At 67.4% G+C, this 16,656-nt stretch carries 14 protein-coding genes, 1 tRNA gene and 1 pseudogene; 6 read left to right on the forward strand and 10 right to left on the reverse strand.

The features are described from left to right. The 3 genes and pseudogenes from ABZ717_RS26905 to ABZ717_RS26915 all read right to left on the reverse strand — a co-directional run. Positions 1–892 (reverse strand): annotated as a pseudogene (locus ABZ717_RS26905) (ATP-binding protein); the annotation flags it as partial. Between the two features lie 502 nt (positions 893–1,394). Next, the gene (locus tag ABZ717_RS26910; protein WP_358515514.1) at positions 1,395–2,228 is read right to left on the reverse strand and encodes a class I SAM-dependent methyltransferase; all 834 of its coding nucleotides are present in this window, start codon (positions 2,226–2,228) and stop codon (positions 1,395–1,397) included. Positions 2,229–2,278: 50 nt separating this feature from the next. Beyond that, the gene (locus ABZ717_RS26915) at positions 2,279–2,803 is read right to left on the reverse strand and encodes an NUDIX domain-containing protein (RefSeq protein ID WP_358515517.1); all 525 of its coding nucleotides are present in this window, start codon (positions 2,801–2,803) and stop codon (positions 2,279–2,281) included. 123 nt (positions 2,804–2,926) lie between these two features. Here ABZ717_RS26915 and ABZ717_RS26920 point away from each other — a divergent pair, with 123 nt between their 5' ends. After that, complete coding sequence (locus ABZ717_RS26920) at positions 2,927–4,153, forward strand: FAD-dependent oxidoreductase (protein WP_358515520.1); 1,227 nt, start codon at positions 2,927–2,929, stop codon at positions 4,151–4,153. 22 nt (positions 4,154–4,175) lie between these two features. On the opposite strand, the gene ABZ717_RS26925 is transcribed toward ABZ717_RS26920, so the two are convergent. From ABZ717_RS26925 to ABZ717_RS26935, 3 genes are all read right to left on the reverse strand, one after another. Beyond that, positions 4,176–5,096: an alpha/beta hydrolase gene (locus ABZ717_RS26925; RefSeq protein ID WP_358515522.1), complete on the reverse strand. Its 921-nt coding sequence runs from the start codon at positions 5,094–5,096 to the stop codon at positions 4,176–4,178. A 160-nt stretch (positions 5,097–5,256) separates the two neighbouring features. Beyond that, positions 5,257–5,655, reverse strand: a complete 399-nt coding sequence (locus ABZ717_RS26930) for a hypothetical protein (protein ID WP_358515525.1) — start codon at positions 5,653–5,655, stop codon at positions 5,257–5,259. Positions 5,656–5,742: 87 nt separating this feature from the next. Next, the gene (locus ABZ717_RS26935) at positions 5,743–6,174 is read right to left on the reverse strand and encodes an ATP-binding protein (protein WP_358515528.1); all 432 of its coding nucleotides are present in this window, start codon (positions 6,172–6,174) and stop codon (positions 5,743–5,745) included. Positions 6,175–6,437: 263 nt separating this feature from the next. Here ABZ717_RS26935 and ABZ717_RS26940 point away from each other — a divergent pair, with 263 nt between their 5' ends. From ABZ717_RS26940 to ABZ717_RS26950, 3 genes are read left to right on the forward strand one after another with little or no spacing between them, the layout of a single operon-like run. Further along, positions 6,438–7,304: a helix-turn-helix transcriptional regulator gene (locus ABZ717_RS26940; protein ID WP_358515531.1), complete on the forward strand. Its 867-nt coding sequence runs from the start codon at positions 6,438–6,440 to the stop codon at positions 7,302–7,304. Next, on the forward strand, positions 7,301–7,501 hold the full coding sequence (locus tag ABZ717_RS26945; RefSeq protein WP_358515533.1) for a DUF397 domain-containing protein: 201 nt from the start codon (positions 7,301–7,303) through the stop codon (positions 7,499–7,501). Before ABZ717_RS26940 ends, ABZ717_RS26945 begins: the two co-directional genes overlap by 4 nt. Positions 7,502–7,556: 55 nt before the next feature. After that, positions 7,557–7,718 carry a DUF397 domain-containing protein gene (locus tag ABZ717_RS26950; protein WP_358515536.1) on the forward strand — a complete coding sequence of 54 codons (162 nt, stop codon included), beginning with the start codon at positions 7,557–7,559 and terminating at the stop codon, positions 7,716–7,718. A gap of 34 nt (positions 7,719–7,752) precedes the next feature. Here the strand turns inward: ABZ717_RS26950 and fxlM are convergent, their stop codons facing one another. The 4 genes from fxlM to cysS all read right to left on the reverse strand — a co-directional run bounded on the left by fxlM (position 7,753) and on the right by cysS (position 11,762). Then, the gene (gene fxlM, locus ABZ717_RS26955) at positions 7,753–8,976 is read right to left on the reverse strand and encodes a methyltransferase, FxLD system (RefSeq protein WP_358515538.1); all 1,224 of its coding nucleotides are present in this window, start codon (positions 8,974–8,976) and stop codon (positions 7,753–7,755) included. 102 nt (positions 8,977–9,078) lie between these two features. Beyond that, positions 9,079–9,151, reverse strand: a tRNA-Thr gene (locus ABZ717_RS26960). Positions 9,152–9,250: 99 nt separating this feature from the next. Further along, positions 9,251–10,219 carry a 23S rRNA (guanosine(2251)-2'-O)-methyltransferase RlmB gene (gene rlmB / locus ABZ717_RS26965; RefSeq protein WP_358515540.1) on the reverse strand — a complete coding sequence of 323 codons (969 nt, stop codon included), beginning with the start codon at positions 10,217–10,219 and terminating at the stop codon, positions 9,251–9,253. A 142-nt stretch (positions 10,220–10,361) separates the two neighbouring features. Continuing rightward, positions 10,362–11,762, reverse strand: coding sequence for a cysteine--tRNA ligase (cysS, locus tag ABZ717_RS26970; protein WP_358515542.1), 1,401 nt, complete (start codon positions 11,760–11,762; stop codon positions 10,362–10,364). Between the two features lie 293 nt (positions 11,763–12,055). On the opposite strand from cysS, the gene ABZ717_RS26975 reads away from it, so the two are divergent. Further along, complete coding sequence (locus tag ABZ717_RS26975) at positions 12,056–13,876, forward strand: DUF2637 domain-containing protein (RefSeq protein WP_358515547.1); 1,821 nt, start codon at positions 12,056–12,058, stop codon at positions 13,874–13,876. Between the two features lie 1,157 nt (positions 13,877–15,033). After that, positions 15,034–16,401, forward strand: coding sequence for a DUF222 domain-containing protein (locus tag ABZ717_RS26980; protein WP_358515544.1), 1,368 nt, complete (start codon positions 15,034–15,036; stop codon positions 16,399–16,401). Positions 16,402–16,656 lie beyond the last annotated feature (255 nt).

A 16,656-nucleotide genomic window follows, 5' to 3' on the forward strand; every position in this document is an offset into this window, starting at 1 on the left:
GCACGCCGAGCCGCATGGCGGTGTTCTCGAAGTGCACCACGACGGCCTCGGAGGGTGCGGAGAAGGCGGTGGCGTTGTCGATCAGTTCGGCCATGATCTGGATGATCGAGTTGACGGCGCGGCCCTCGACCACCACCGGGGTGGTGGGCATGTTCATCTGCACGCGGGCGTAGTCGGGGACACTGCCGACCGCCGCGCGGACCAGTCGTTCGACGCGCAGGGGTTGGGTCCAGTTGCGGCCGATCCGGTCGGCCTCGGCCACGGTGAGCAGGCGCTGGATGAGCATCTCCAGGCGGGAGAGACCGGCCTCCACGACCATGAAGTCCTCACGCATCCGCTCACTGGCCCCGGTGGAGTCGAGGGACTTCCAATAGGGTGCGCTGCGTTGTTGCACGTCGGCGCGCAGCTGTGCGACACCGGCGCGGGCGCGGTCGGCACAGCCCTTGACCACGCTGAGGAGTCTTCGGCGCTGTTGGTGCCCACGCCAGAGCGAACGGGTGACCGCCTCCACCAGTGGTCTGGTGGCGGGGTCGGGGCCGTCCGCGGAGTCGACCTCGGCGAGGACGGTGTCGGTCGAGGCTCCTTCTCGGATTCGCCGCGTCACCTGTGGGAACAGGTCCTCGGTCACGGTGCGGGCGGTGCGGTCGCGTTGGGCCAGTGCCGACTGAAGTCGGTCGGCCCGGGCCTCGGCGCGGGCCGCCGCGGCCCGGGCCTCTTCGATCAACCCGGCGTCACGGCGCGCCGATTCGGTCGCGCTTCGCCGGGCCTCCCGCAGTCGCAGGGTCGTGTAAACCATCGCGGCCAGGAGCACGATCGTGCTCGCCGCCAGTACCCACAGCCAGATCTGTGTGGGGGCGGACTCCACTGGAACCGCTGTGTCTGTCAGCAGCATGCCTTGGTCGATTCACTTCGAGAACGGGCCGGGGAAGGGACGTCGAAGGACACAGAGAGTTGGTCCGGGGATGCGGGTGAAGAAGGTTCGTGGTTCAGCCGTCGTGCACGGACTGCGGGGGATTCCAGGAGGTCTTCGCGATGGGAGATCCGCCGTGGGTGTGCGGACTCGCCGCGAGGGCCGACCCAGGTTGGTGTCAGCGGGGTTCGAGAGGAAGACTGCGGGCACGGCGGTCCATGGACGAATCCGGCCGGGAGGCTCCCTCAGCTGGTCATTTTGCCATCAACCGGAGCACTCGGGAAGCGAAACAACCCAATAGGAGAGGGTTCGGTCCCCCACTTACCTAGAGACCCCCGGCGTTCGCACAGTTCACAGCGTTTCCAACCCGTTCCCGCGTGTGCGGGAAGTTCCTGAAAATTCTTCTCCCGAACCCCCGAACCCGGTACCAATAGGCCCTTTTGTCGATCTTGCACCCACTCCGGGCCCTTGCGACACCGGTCCCCTAACGCGCGGGTTTGCTCGCACGCAGGGAGTACATCAGGGGAATTCTCGGTGAACTCTCAGGGAAGCGGTGGTAACCCTTGTCGTCGCGCTGGAAGGAGCCGAACCGTGGGAAGAGCGACACGTCGTGTTCGTGCAGGAACTCCAGTCGCAGTCCCTCGGCCGCCAGTGCCGACACCACGTCCCCGATCGGGTGCTGCCACTCGACGGCACGGTTGTTCTCGGTACGGGCCTCCAGGTCCGCGTACGTCCCTGTGGCCTCGTACACCTTGGCCTCGCGCGCGAAGTAGTCGTGGACGACCTTCGTTCCGGTCTCGTCGTCGAGCACGTCCGTGATCGGGTGGAACTCGGCCAGGTACAGGAATCCGCCGGGTGCCACCAGCGAGGCGGCGACCTCGGCCCACCGCCGGATGTCGGGGAGCCAGCAGAGGGCGCCCACACCCGTGTAGACGATGTCGTACGACTCCTCCGGCACCACGTCGGCGGCGGCGTACACGTCGGACTCGACGAAGCTCGCCCGTTCCCGCGACATCCCGATCTGCGCGGCGATCCCCCGGGCCGCCTCGACCGCCGGTCCGGAGAAGTCCAGCCCCACCACCCGCCGTGCCCCGTGCCGCGCCCAGGAGAGCGTGTCCAGCCCGATGTGGCACTGCAGGTGCAGCAGGGACCTGCCGGTGACGTCGCCGACCTCGGCCAACTCGAAGTCGCGCAGTGCCTCGTCCCCGGCGCGAAAACCGTCCAGGTCGTAGAAGTCACTGGCGACGTGCAGGGGGACGCGTTCGTCCCAGTTGGCACGATTGGTCGTGAGCCAGTCCCGCGGAGTGGAGGTGTCCATGGGACAGCAACCTAACGAAGGCCTGGGGCCGGACACCAATGGGTTTCGGCTCACCCCGTCGCGTACACGTACAGGAGCGCGTTCATGGTGCTGCCGCTGACCACCCTCCGGTCCCGTACGAGCTCGGGAACCCGCTCCACCGGAACCCACTCCACCCGTTCGGACTCCCAGCCGTCCACGGGCTCACCGACGTGTTCGGCCCCCTCGGCGACGAACACGTGGTGCGCGCTGTCAGAGATGCCCGCCGACGGTTGGGTGTACAGCAGCGGCCGCAACGGGCCCGGACGCCACCCCGTCTCCTCCTCCGCCTCCCGCGCCGCGGCCTCGATCGGTGTCTCCCCCTCCTCCACCCCTCCCATGGGGATCTCATAACCCCAGGTGTCGGTGATGAAGCGGTGGCGCCAGATCAACAGCACGTTCCCTCGACCGTCCAACAGGACGGCACCCGCTCCCGGAGCGGAGCGGATCAGCCGATGCTCCAACCTCCGGCCCTCGCCCACCTCCACATCGGCGACCCGAATGTCGAGCCAGCGGTCGGTGTAGAGCGGTTTCTCCGAGTGGACGGTCCAGCGCATGCGCACTCCTCCTCAGACAGGCGGGGACACGGCTCCATGCAACACGACCCCCGGACCCTTCCTGTACAGGGGTTCACTCGCTCTGTAGGTTGAGGGCACCCGACCCGTCACAGAGGTGGTCACATGTCCAGAACGACGTGTTGTGTGGTCGGGGGCGGCCCGGCCGGCATCGTCCTCGGTCTGCTCCTCGCCCGCTGCGGTGTCGAGGTCACCGTGTTGGAGAAACACGGCGACTTCCTACGGGACTTTCGCGGCGACACCGTCCACCCCTCCACCATGGAGTTGCTGGACGACCTCGGCCTGGCCGAACGGTTCGCGCGACTGCCCCAACGCCGCGTGGATCAAGTCCGGTTGCCCACCGGGCCGGATGGGCGGATGGTGACCCTGGCGGACTTCACCCCGATGCACAGCGACTACAACTACATCGCGATGGTCCCTCAGTGGGACCTGTTGGACCTGCTCGTCGCCTCCGCCTCCGAGGAGCCCGGCTTCACGCTGCGGATGAACACCAAGGCGACCTCCTTCATCGAGGAGGGCGGGCGGATCAACGGGGTGCGGTATCGAACCCGTGACGGGGAGACCGGCGAGGTTCGGGCCATGGTCACGGTGGCCTGTGACGGCCGCGATTCCCTGGCCCGTGAGCTGTCCCGGCTGGAGCTGCGGGACTTCTCCGCGCCGATGGACGTGCAGTGGTTCCGGCTGCCCCGTGCTACCGACGACCCTGCGGGCGGGATCGGGCAGTTCGGGGAGGGCAGGTTCAGCATCCTGATCGATCGCGGGGACTACTACCAGGCCGCGGCGATCATCCCCAAGGGCGCCGACGCGCGGAACCGGGCACGGTCGTTGGAGGAGTTCAACGAGGCGTTGGTGCGGCAGTTCCCCTGGTTCGAGGGGCGCCGGCTGGTGGCCGAGTGGGACGACGTGAAGCTGTTGGACGTCCGGGTCGACCGGATGCGGCGGTGGCACACCCCGGGCCTGTTGTGCATCGGCGACGCGGCGCACGCGATGTCGCCCGTCGGAGGGATCGGTATCAACCTCGCCGTGCAGGACGCGGTCGCCGCCGCCCGTTATCTGGAGGAGCCTCTCCGCCGTGGACGGGTGACTCTGGCCGACGTGGCCGCCGTGCAGCGGCGCCGGATGCCCGTCACGATGCTGACCCAGAACCTCCAGCGCCTGGCCCACCGCCGCGCGATCCTGCCCGCGTTGGAGGGGCGTATCGACCTGGGGCGTGAGACCCCGCCGTTGCCGTTGCGGGTGGTCGAGCAGGTGCCGTGGGCCAGGCGGATTCCGCCGTACCTGTTGGCTTACGGGGCCCTGCGCGAGAAGCCACCGAAGGCCGCCCTGCGCTGAGCCCCGCGATCGGTCCTCGCCCCTACTCGGCGACCTGACCCACCACTCGTCGGATGGCCTCGACGGCGACCTCGGGCTGGTCGACGTGGATGTAGTGACCGGCCTCCTCGGCGGTGCTCAGTTCACTGGCTCCGGAGACCGCCAGCCACTTCTCCTGGCCCTCGCTCCACACGCGCTCCAGCTCGTCGCCGTACTCGGGGATCTCACCCAGGTAAGGGACGCCGTGCTGGATGACCTCCGTCGGGATGTCACCGGCCGAGCGGACCTCCGGGTCGCTCTCGATGGTGATCATCTCCGGGTTCTCACCCTCGAACATGGCGATGTTCTGTGCCCGAACCTCGGCGCCGTCACCGGTGGCGGATTCGGGGATCACCTCGGTGATGTCGTCGAGCATGGTCGGGGAGGTGGCGTCCATCAGGACCAGACCCTTGACGCGTTCGGTGTCGTCGGGGGCGTAGCGGGCGGCGATCAGGCCGCCCAGCGAGTGGCCGGCCAGGACGACCGGGCCGTCGGAGACGTCGTCGAGGACCGCCGACAGGATCTCGCCGCTGTCGGCGATGCTCTGCGGGCCTTCCGGCTGGTCGCTCTCGCCCTCGCCGAGACGGTCGTAGGAGCAGACCCGGTCCTGTTCACTCAGGGTCTCCTGGAGGTCGGCCATGGTGTCGAGGCCGTCGCCCATCCCGGCCATGAGGAGGATGACCGGGCTGTCGACGGCCGGGTCACCGGAGCAGGAGAGGTTCACCGACGCGCCGTTCACGTCGAGCGTCTTCGTGCCGGTGAAGAGTTCGCCGTCGTTCGCGATCTCCTCGGCGGCGGTCTCCAGGTCGCCTTCGGCTTCCCGCAGGCCGTCCTCCACGTCGGAGAGCGCTCCGCATCCGGTCAGACCCGCGCCCAGGATGGCGATCAGGGCGGTGACGGTGGCGGTCCGGGCGGTGCGGAACATGTCGATCTCCAGGAAGGGGTGCGGGGGTCGAGAGCGCGGAACTTCGCGACTGAGGGAAACGCTACGGATTCGGCGGTTTCCGGTCGTCACCATGTGGTGGACACCTGGTTGTGGCTCTCCCGGGGGACAAACCCCCGCACGCCCCGTCGTTGGTCGGGGGTCAGCCGCATACCCGCAGGTAGGTACGTATGGCTTCCGCAAGGTCCGTGAGGTCGTCGGCGGGTGCCGGTTCGGGTTCGGGTTCGGCCAGTAGGTCCCCTACCGGTACTCGGGGGCGCGGGATCAGCGGGGTCGGCGGGGCTGGAGAGGCCAGGTACGGGCGGACCAGCGCGCCCGCGTAATCGTCCGGGTGGCGGTAGTCGTCCTCCGGGGACGGCGGGCTCGGTTCCGGGGTCGCAATCTCCGCCCTTTTCGGGGCGGGAGCGATCGCCGCGCGTTCTCGTGCCTTCGGGATGAACACGTAGGTCAGCGCCGCCGCCAGGGCGAGGGCGAACAAGGCCCAGAGGTGTTCGGTGAGACTTCGGCATCGCCGGTGGTGCCGGCCGATAGGGTGCTGCACAGTCATCCTCCTGCTGGTTTCAGGTGGTTGATCAGCCCCGGACGGCGGTTGCACCCACCGTCCGGGGTGTTCGTTTTTCTGGGGGTTTTACGCGCTCGGATCCCGGTCCAGCGGGATGGTCGCCCAGAGTTCCAGGGGGAAGCCGTGTTGTCCCTCCCACCACCAGTGCTCGGCGATCCGATCCACCAGCCACAACCCCCGGCCGCCGGCGCAGAGGACGTTCGGTCCCTGCTGACGCACTCGCGGCACCGACGCGAGCTTGCCTGCCTTGGCTCCCTGGTCGAGCACGCAGAGGATGGCCCGGTCGTCGAGGACCTCGATGGAAGCGCCCATGCGGCCGTACTTCTCGCCGGTCGCGGTGTGCAGGACGGCGTTGGTGGCGAGTTCGCTGGCCACCAGCCGCACCCAGTCCCCACGGTGGTTTTGTAGGCCCGGCTCACTCCCACACCAGTCACGCAGACGGCGCACGTCGGAGAGCGTCCCTCCGAAGTAGGACCAGCGTGCGGACGGCCAACCCACCCCACCACCATCAGGCCGCCGCGGTCCCGGTATCCGCTCCTTGCCCATAGCGCCTCCTTCAAGGCATAGCTGTCGCATTGCTTCGAAGCGTGTTCGACCCGATGCTCTGAGGAGTCGAAGCTTCTGGAATCAGTGTGCATGGAATGATTCCCATGCACAATCTCTTCTAGGGAATTATTCCCTAGCCGAGCATGCGAAAAGTTGGCCCGTGGGACTGCTGTGCGCCAGACTGAAGAGGTATCGGCTGTCAGGAGAGTGGTCCAGTGGGTCAACCCACAGCATCAGTTGCGCGCCGGATGGTGGCCAAGGTGATGCGCGATGCTCGCATCCGACATGGAGCAACGGTCACTCACGCCGCCTCGGTCGCAGGGTTCACTCAGGGGACTCTGACCAAGTACGAGCGGGCGGAGAACCCCTTCCCCAAAGCCGTCGTGTATCGCCTCGCCGACTACTACGGGCTTGACTCGCATGTACGGGACAGCCTTGTCGAGTTGGCGAGCCAGAAGGAACTGGGCTGGTGGCAGAACCACCGGGAGATCCCCGATTGGTTCGCCCCTTTTGTGGCCTTTGAATCCGAGGCTGAGGCCGTGCTCAACTATGAAGACGGCGTCATCCCAGGTCTGCTTCAGACCGAGGACTACGCACGTGCCATCCTCGCCGCTGATATCGATGCCGGCTCGGACGATCAGGTCGAGGGCCACGTCACCGTACGCATGCAGCGTCAGAAGCGGCTCACCGGAGATTCACCCCTTCAGTTCAAGGCGGTCTTCAACGAAAGCGCGCTCTACCGATCCGTTGGCGATACAGAAGTCATGCGTGAGCAGCTTGCTTCGCTCCTGGAGCGCGCCGAGTCGCCCAACATTGACCTGCGAGTGCTTCCGTTCGAGGCAGGAGCTCACCCGGTAACGGGAAGCAATTTCGCCCTCATGCAGTTCCCGGAGCTGTTGGATGACGTCAGCTTCGGGGAGGTCGTGCTCATCGAGTACCGAACAGGCGCTCTCTACTTGGAGAAGGAGCAGGAAGTCGACCTCTTCTCACGTATCTTCCAGCGTCTTCAGAGTCAGGCACTCGACCAGGAGGAATCCGTCCAGCGCATCCTGCGCATCCGTAGTGAACGATTTGAGGGATGAGGTACAAAGTGGCTTTCGACAAGGCCGAAAAAGTGGTCTGGCATAAGTCCAGCTACTCCGGTAGCGGAGGTGGCAACTGTGTTGAGGTCGCTGGGGGAGAGAAGGTCTTGGTCAGGGACACCCAGTACCGAGAGCTCGGGCACCTTTCCTTCCAAGGCCCTGAGTGGACCAACCTCTTGAATGCTCTTAGGCGCTGACACGATCGGGTATCTCGGCACCGACCGAGATACCCGGCGCTCATGGGGATAGCCGATGAAGTGGCACAAGAGCAGCTACAGCACCAACGGCGGAGAGTGCATCGAAGTAGCCGGGGGACCGAGCGTCCTGGTTCGCGACACCAAGAACCGCGAACACGGCCACCTCACCTTCGACCGCCACGAATGGTCCGGCCTGTTGAACACTCTTCGACGCTGACGCAGACCCCGAGACCACATGGCCGACGCGACGTTCAGGAAGTCGGCCAGGAGAACGTGACATGGGTGTGCCGCTTGGTGACCACCAGGTCCTGCGACAACCGATCGACCGGAACGGAGATCGGATACACCCGGATCTCGGGCCCCGGCCCATAACGCCGACCCCGATCCCACTCGCGGACCCGTGACCCCACCCGTTCCGCGAACTCCGCCGCCGTCGGTCCGAAGGCGTGCACCCCGTATGCGACCGCCCCCTGCCCCGGGACCCCTCGCGTGACCAGGTAGGCGAAGTCACCGCCCTCGACCGCGGCCATGGAGAAGCGAGTGCTGTTCGGCGCCACCGTCCCCGTATCCAGTGCGGGGTCGACCGTCATGACGCAGAAACCCGGCAGGGTGGTGGCCAGGTACGACTGCAAGGTGTCGATCGTTTCCCGGAGAGTCACCATCACCCCCGTCCACCGTTCCACCCTGGGAGTACGCGCGACGTCGTCCAACAGGTGCGGATCCTCGGGAACCCTCTCATCGAAGCGCAGGACGATCCCCTCGGTCCCCCTGAGCCGAAGTAGGATCCCCCGATGCTCGTCCTCGCCCCGCATGGACACGAACCCGCAGATCAGCGCCGAAGTCGAGTGCAGAATCCCATCGTGTTCAACGAACCCGATCGATCGGGTCAGGCCATGGACCCGGAACGGAACCACCAACCGACCGCCCTCGGTCAACTGCCCGATCCAGGCGGGCGGAATGTCCCAGGCCCCGGCGGTGACGATGATGGCGTCGTAGGGCGCACCCTCCTCGACCCCCCGAGCGGCGTCGGCGGTGACCACCCGAACCCGCGCGTAACCGTTGGCCTCCAACAGGTCTCGGGCACGAGCGGTGATGTCCGGGTCGATGTCGACGGTGGTGACCTCACCCTCCGGCCCGACCATCTCGGCGATCAGAGCCGCGTTGTAGCCACCAGAGCCGACCTCCAGAACACGCTGCCCGGGCCGCAGTTCGGCCTGGCCGAGCATCATCGCCTGGATCTGCGGCGCGGAGACCGAGCTGACAAAGCCCTGTTCTTCGTCGCGCTTGGTCATCACCGGACTGAAGGGGTCGTAGGCCTGTTCCAGATCCGCCTCGGGGATGAAGAGATGACGCGGCACCTTACGCAACGCCCGTTCGATCCGTGGGGAAAGGAACTCCCCTCCCACCACTCCGGGTCGGAGTAGGGCCTCCACCATCCGGTCCCGCCACTGCTCAGGGCTCGGGTTCGCTGTCACTGCTCCGCTCTTCCGGCCGGGTGCTCCGTCCCCTCGGTCTGCCCACCGAGCCCGGAAACGACTCTGGCCCGGTCGGGAAGGACCGGGCCAGAGAAAGATCAGAGCCGACGAGGGGACTTGAACCCCTAACCTATCGCTTACAAGGCGATTGCTCTGCCAATTGAGCTACGTCGGCCGGCCACCGAGGCTCACGGCCTCTGGTGTCCACCCGCATGGTACCGGGTCCGGCGACAGGTGGCCTACTCGGCGCCATCCCATCGCCTCCGACCTGCGATTATGCCTGAGCGCCCCGGCGACGTGCCACCTCGTAGAGGGACACACCCGCGGCGACCGAGGCGTTCAGGGACTCGGCGCCACTGATCGGGATGCTCGCGACCACGTCGCAGGTCTCACGGACCAGACGGGACAAGCCCTTGCCCTCGGCACCCACGACGATGACGAGCGGGCCGGTGGCCAGCTCCAGGTCGGGCAGCTGCGTGTCCCCACCCGCGTCGAGACCGACGACGAACAGCCCCGCCTTCTTGTAGGCCTCCAGGGCCCGGGTCAGGTTGGTGGCCTGAGCGACGGGCAGCTTGGCCAACGTGCCCGCGGAGGTCTTCCAGGAAGCCATGGTCACCCCGGCGGCGCGACGCTCGGGGATGAGCAGGCCGTGAGCGCCGAAGGCGGTGGCGGAACGGGCGATGGCGCCCAGGTTGTGCGGGTCGGTCACCCCGTCCAGGGCCACGATCAGCGCCGGAGTCTCCGAGTCCAGCGCCTTGTCCAGCAGCCCCTCGGACGCCCAGTACTGGTAGGGCCGCACCTGCAGCACCATGCCCTGGTGGGCCGCGCCGGGCAGGCCGTTGCTCTCACAACGACGGTCCAGCTCCGAGCGGGTCACCTCGACCACGTCCACGCCCTGCGCACCGGCCGACTTGGCGGCCTCGTTGACGCGCTCGTCCGGGTCCAGGCTGTTGGACAGGAACAGGCGGGTGGCGGGCATGCCGGCACGCAGTGCCTCGACGACCGGGTTGCGACCGATCAGCAGGTCGGAGTTGTCCGGACGGTTGGGCGAACGCTCGGGGCCGCCACCCTGACCGGCGGAACCACCGGAACGCGTGGCGTTCTTGTTCGCCTTGTGCCGCTGCTTGCCCTCGTACCAGTGCCGTTGCTCGGCGGGCAGAGTCCCGCTCTTGGCTTCGAGGGACCGACGTCCCTTGCCGCCGCTGCCCTTGGTCGGGCCCTTCTTGTTCTTCTTCGCCGGCATGATCGCCGCCTCCAAATACGTGTCGCGAGCATGCCGGAAGAGCACTTCCGGCCGATGGGTCGCCGTCTCGCCGATGGGCGGCGGCAAACTCCCAGCCTAGTGGGGACGCGTGACCACACGCGTCGATTCGGGATCGGTCGGGTCAGCCCCGGCGCAGGTCCCAGCGCGGCCCCTGCGGGGTGTCCTCGACCACCACACCGGCATCGGCCAGCTGGTCACGGATGGCGTCGGCGGCGGCGTAGTCCTTACGCCCCCGAGCGGCCTTGCGCTGTTCGAGTGCGACCACCACGAGCGCGTCCACGATCTCGCTCAGCCCCTGGTCGCCGGAGGCCCACTGCGGGCTCAACGGGTCCAGCCCGAGCACGTCGAGCATGGTGCGCAGCTCGTTGGCCAGCTCCGCGGCCCGTTCCTTGGCGCCGGAGGCCAGCGCGGTGTTGCCCTCGCGCACGTGCCCGTGAACCACCGCCAAGGCTTGCGAGACCCCGAGGTCGTCGTTGAGCGCCTCGGCGAACTCCTTGGGGACGTCCAAAGCGTGCTCGACGGAGCCCAGCACCTCGACGGCGCGGGTGAGGAAACCCTCGATGCGCTGGTAGGCCACGGCGGCCTCCTGCAACGCGGCGTCGGAGTAGTCGATGGTGGACCGGTAGTGCGCCTGTCCCAGGTAGTAGCGCAGCTCGACGGCCCGCACCTTCTCCAGCATCTGTGGGATGCGCAGCGAGTTGCCGAGCGACTTGCTCATCTTCTCGCCGCCCACGGCCAACAGACCGTTGTGCAGCCAGTACCGGGCGAACCCGTCACCCGCGGCCCGGGACTGGGCCTGCTCGTTCTCGTGGTGAGGGAAGACCAGGTCCAGACCGCCGCCATGGATGTCGAAGCTGGGGCCCAGGTACTTGGTCGCCATGGCCGAGCACTCCAGGTGCCAACCCGGGCGACCCCGACCCCAAGGGGTGTCCCACGTGGGCTCACCCGGTTTGGCGCCCTTCCACAGGGCGAAGTCGCGGGGGTCGCGCTTGTCCCGGTCCGGGTCGGTGTCCGCGGCCTCGACCAGCTGGTCCGGGCGCTGGTTGGACAGCTCCCCGTAGGCCGGGTAGGAACCCACGTTGAAGTAGACGTCGCCGCAGCCGTCCTCGGACGGGTAGGCGTGACCGGCGTCGATGAGGCGCCGCATGAGCTCGATCATCTCCGGCACGTGGCCGGTGGCACGCGGCTCGACCGTGGGCGGCAGGCAGCCCAGACTGTCGTAGGCCCAGGTGAAGGCACGCTGGTTGCGCTCGCTCACCTGCCACCACGGAACGCCCTCTTCCGCGGCGACCTTGATGATCTTGTCGTCGATGTCGGTGACGTTGCGGCAGAAGGTGACCTCGTACCCGAGGTGGGTCAGCCACCGGCGCAGGATGTCGAAGTTGACTCCCGACCTGATGTGGCCGATGTGGGGAGGCGCCTGCACCGTGGCACCACACAGGTACAGGGAGGCACACCCTTCGCGAATCGGGGTGAACTCTCGAACCTGTCGGGCACTGGTGTCATAGAAGCGCAGACTCACACGGTCAAGCGTATCCGCTTTCCCCTCGCGCATGCGTCACAAACCTCTAAGATCCACCACCCCCTTCGCTCTCCGGACAGCCCCGAGCACTTATAAGTGGTGAACCGTATTCGCCCGGTTCGGATGTGACTTGCCCCCTTCACAAGGGACGACTCACCCTGGCCACGACCGAACACCCTCCGTCAATTCCCCCAAGAACGGACATAGCCTCCCCTTCTCTAGGCGTCGGGAAGCAACCGGAATCGGCCGGAATCTCGTGTTAGCGCCATCCGCTGGACTACGCTGCGTTGACGATGGCCCCTTACAACAACGCCCCCGAGACAGGGACACGTAACGGTCGTAGCGCGGATCGCGGCGCGGGAGCCGGTGCTCTCGTCTTCGGCGCGCTGTTCGTCGGCGTCATCGCCGTGTGCACACTCTTCATCGCTTATGAGGGCATCTACCGCCTCGCCGCGATCGTGCACGCCGACAGCGCCCTCCCGCTGGCCCACGTGTTCCCGGTGACCTTCACCCTGCTGGTCCTCATGGCCTTCTGGGTCAGCTATGCGTTGCGCGCGGCCCCGCCACGCGAACGCCTGTGGATCGACATCGGTCTGATCCCACTGCTGATCCTCAGCGCAGCGGTACCCATGGTGCTGACCAGGACCACCTGGTTCGCCGAACTGGGCGACACCCTCCCCCGCGGTCTCACCGTGGTGGTGGCGGTGGCGCCGTTGGCCGCGCTGATGGTCGCCTTCCTGCTGTGGATCGCCGTGCGGGCGCACGTGCGACGACGGAACGCACGGGCACGCCCCCGCCCCAAGCCCAGCGACGACCGCACCACCGTCCTGCGAGGTTCGCCCAAGCCCCGGACCGACACCCGGGAGGACGCGCCCGAGGCCCTCAAGACGCGACTGCTGCGTCTGGGCGGCGAGCCGGAGGACCTTGAAGGGCCCGAGAGGCCCGAGAAGCTTGAGGAACCGGCGAAGACCGAGCCGGAGATCGAGCCGGAGATCGAGGCTCGGGCGAGTGGTCACGAGGCGCCCACCGAGCCGATCCCACACGTCGCGGAAGTGAAGGCCGAGGAAGCCGAGGTCGAGGAAGGGGAGACGGAGGAAGAGACCCGGGAAGAGACCGAGCCGCCGGAAGCCGGACTGCCCGAAGCCGAGCTGTCGGAACCCGAGCCTTCGGAACCCGAGCCCTCCGTCCCCACGATCCGGCTACCGCGACGCGCCCGCACCGGCGACAATCCGATCAAGCGGGCCGCCGCCGAAGCACCGGTGGTGCCGGGGGCCGAAGCCCCCGAGCCGGAACCGGCCGACATCGGTGACACCGACGGCACCGAGGACTTCCACCCGGTGACGTGGGAGGTGTCGACCGATGAACGAGACGAGGGGTTCGTGCACGAACCCGAGGCCGGCGACCCCAGTTCGGACGAGTCCGAGGCCCCACCACTCCCGCCGGTGACCCCCGATTCAGGCGAGCAGGACGAACCCGACACGGAGCCTTGGGACGAGGAACCCGACCCCGCCGAGCCTGCGCAGAAGCTGCCCGGCGTTCGCCTGTTCTTCCCCGAACACACCGACGAAGTCCTTGAGCCCACGGAACCCGAAGAGCCGGAAGAGCCCGGGGCGACCACCGCAGACGAGCCTTCGGACGAAGACGCCCCCCTATGGGAACCCCCGACCGACCGAACCGAGGCCTCCGCGCTGGACGACTACGTACCGCCGGTGTGGACGCCACCCGAGGAGGACTCCCCGGAACCTGAGCCCCTGCCGTCACTCGACTCCGTCGCCCAGCGCACCGGATCGACCGCCGACCTCGCCCTGGACCATGACACCGGACCCGAGGTGCGCGCCGCCTTCCGGTTGGGTTCCATGCCACCGGGTGCCGCACGCCCCGAGCCGGACCCCGAACCCGAACCCCTCCTCGAACCGGAACCCGAGGTAGTGGAGGAACCCACCGCCGAGGAGATCGATCGGGCCCCGGAGCCCGCTCCGCGGCCACGCCCCGGCGAGCCGGTGAGCAAGCGCCCCATGGTGCTCAAGCCCCCGAGGCCGCCCATGCCCGATTTCGCTTCGGGCCCACCCTCCCGAAGGGTGCGCAGCGAGCCGCTACCGCCCGAGGATCACTGACCCGACCGGCCCCGGAGCCCCGAAGGCTTCCGGGGCCGACGTGTGTCCGAACACCTCTGAGGGAGTCGTGGCGCGTGTCGGACTGTGGGGGCAGGTGGACGGGTTATAGAAAGGCCGAGCGGAGGATCACCGCCGACCTCAGCCGGTGTAAGACCTCTGTGCCCCGGTGCATCCCAGATGCGTCCCCGCCCTGTCCTCGCCGATTCCATCAGTGCCTCCACCCGGTGCCGTGGTCGGCACCCGACCTCAAGTTGCCCCAAGCCCAGGCTCAGACCCCTCGCCTTGTCCCGAGATCCCTCGAAGGCGGTTATCCACAGGCTGTGGATACGCCCTGGCGACCGAGCACTTACCCCCGTAACGTCGATTTGGGGGAGCCTGTTTTCTCCCGACTTCGTGCTGCCCGAACTCGCTTTGGACCAGGGGTGGGAGGTGGGTGGGAGGTGAACGCTGCAACACTTCAGGACGCCCCTGGCGATAACCTCCACGCTGGTTTGGCGGCTGTCGGGTGGTTGGTGGGGCGCCTCAGGTAGAGAACCTTCCGGTTGTTGTGCGGGGTGGGGGTGGGTTCTCCCTCCTTCCCCGCCGCGTGATTGTTGCCGCCCGCACCGCACGCGTCAAGGCAATGTTGTGTGCTCTGGCAGCGGGGTGGGTGGCCTTGACTCGTGCGGTGCGGGCGGCGGTTTGGCGGCTATCGGGGAAGGGGGGAGAGTGGTTGAGGTCCCAACGGCCCTGTGGGCCTGCGGCCCACTCCGGCCGTGGCCGGCCGGATGCCTTCCCCTCCGTCTGGTGTCCTCGTGGGCCGCGTCGCCACTACGTGACGGGTCCGGTCACGAAGAGCCCGCTACAGGTGGGGCACGGGGCGGGCCGCGTCCCTGCGGTGGCCGGCTCTGGTCTTCACAGCGATGATCTTGCTCGTAGCGCCCATTTGGGCGCCCAACATGGCGCTACGGACAAGATCGTTTCTCTTCAGAGCCCCTTCCCTCGAAGTCGCTAGGAGCATCTCCGTGATAGGTGGATCCGGTCATAGGGGAAGGGGTTGTGGATAACCCAGAATGGCCACCCCATCTATGGTAGGCGCATTCACCGACCTGGAAATAGGTTGAATATACCCGCCGGTAAGCCTGCCATTTCCTGGGGTGTTCTCATATAATCAGAGTATGAGCTTTCCTCCCCACGCACCGCGCCCGACCGGGAACACCCCGGTCGATCAGGCGATGGCGGGTGCGCGGGAGATGGCGGTGGAATTCTCCGGCCGGGATATCCCGTTCGGGTGCGAGGGCGATGTGCTCGCCCAGTTTCGCCGGCTCAACCAGGAAACAGACCGGATCCGCTACGGGATGCTGCCCGCCCTGGCCCGCATGGAGACCACCGGCGCCCTGTTGGAAGAAGGCGGACAGCGCAGCATCCAGGCGTGGATCACCCACCAGTGGGGCACCTCCCCGGCCGAGGCCAAGAGCCTCGCCACCCTCGCCCGCGCCCTACACCGGCAGCAGTTGCCCTTGGTGGAAGAAGCCTTCCAGGCCAGCACCTTGTCGTTGGGTGAGGCGTGCGCCATCGCGACCTCCACCGAAAAGGCTGTGGCCGATTGGGTGCAGGTCCTGGAAACGGCGGATGAGGAATTCCGTGCCCAGCGTCCTTCGGTGGAGGGGTTTCGGGCCCGGTTGGAATTCGGGCTGATCGCCTATAAGCAGGAGTGCCCGCAGGCTTCGGTGCGCCAGTTGCGGGACGCGGCGAAATGGTTCGTCGCCCGCCTGGACCCCGACAAAGCCGACCGGGACTACGATGAAACGTTCGAGAACCGGGGCGCCCAGTTCTCGCCCACGTTCGAGTCCGGGTTTTTGCTACGGATGTGGGGGCCGGGGGCCGATAACGAGCTGATCCAGGCCGCCCTGGAGGCTTACACCGAGCCGTATGGGCCGGAGAACGCCGCCGTGGCGAAGCACCAGCGCACCTATGACGCGATGATGCGGATCTTCGAGACCGCTCTGGGCCACCGGGGTTGCTCCAGCCTGAGCCGCCAGCCGTTGGCGACCCTCAACATCACCGTGCCGCTGAAGCGCTTCCTCGGTGATGGGTCGACTGAGCCGGCCACCACCGAGGATGGTGTGGTGTTGCCCGATCAGATGGTGGCCCGCCTGGCCCCCGAGAGTTGGTTGCGTCGGTTCGTGACCGACGCCCAGGGTCGGACTCTGTTGGATGTGGGGCGTAAGCAGCGGTGCGCCCCGGACCCGGTGCGCCAGGCGGCGGGGTTCAAGAAGCCCTACTGTGAGTGGCACGAGGGTTGTGACGTGCCGCGTAGCTGGTCGCAGTACGACCACATCGTTCCGTTCTCCCACGGCGGGGCCACGAGTGCGGACAACATGCAGATCTTGTGCTCGACCCATAACCGGCTCAAGCACCGGTTGCAGGCGAAGGTGAACCGGCAGATCTGGGAACACCACCACGCCCAGAATCGCCAGGAAGCGGGAAAGGAAGCCGGGTCCGGGGATGGGGAGGGGGAGCCAGCCCCAGCCACTGTCCTCTAACCACCACCATCCGCTTCCGCCACCCGTTTCCGCCAGGTGGAACACCACCCCCGCGAGAACACCCCCGGTTGGGTGTCAGACCCCAAGGGCCCGTGCCCTGTGGGGATATCAGCATGCCCCCACCCCGAACCCCCCGCCCAGAGCCACATTCCGGGCACGGAGTGGCTCCCGTTGGGGGTGTGGGCAGCACAGGTGCCGACACCGGCCCCTACTACGACCGCTCGCCCTACCGGTGTCACCCCCACCACGGGCAGT

The sequence above is a fragment of the Nocardiopsis sp. NPDC006832 genome, assembly GCF_040635885.1.
Classification (GTDB): domain Bacteria; phylum Actinomycetota; class Actinomycetes; order Streptosporangiales; family Streptosporangiaceae; genus Nocardiopsis.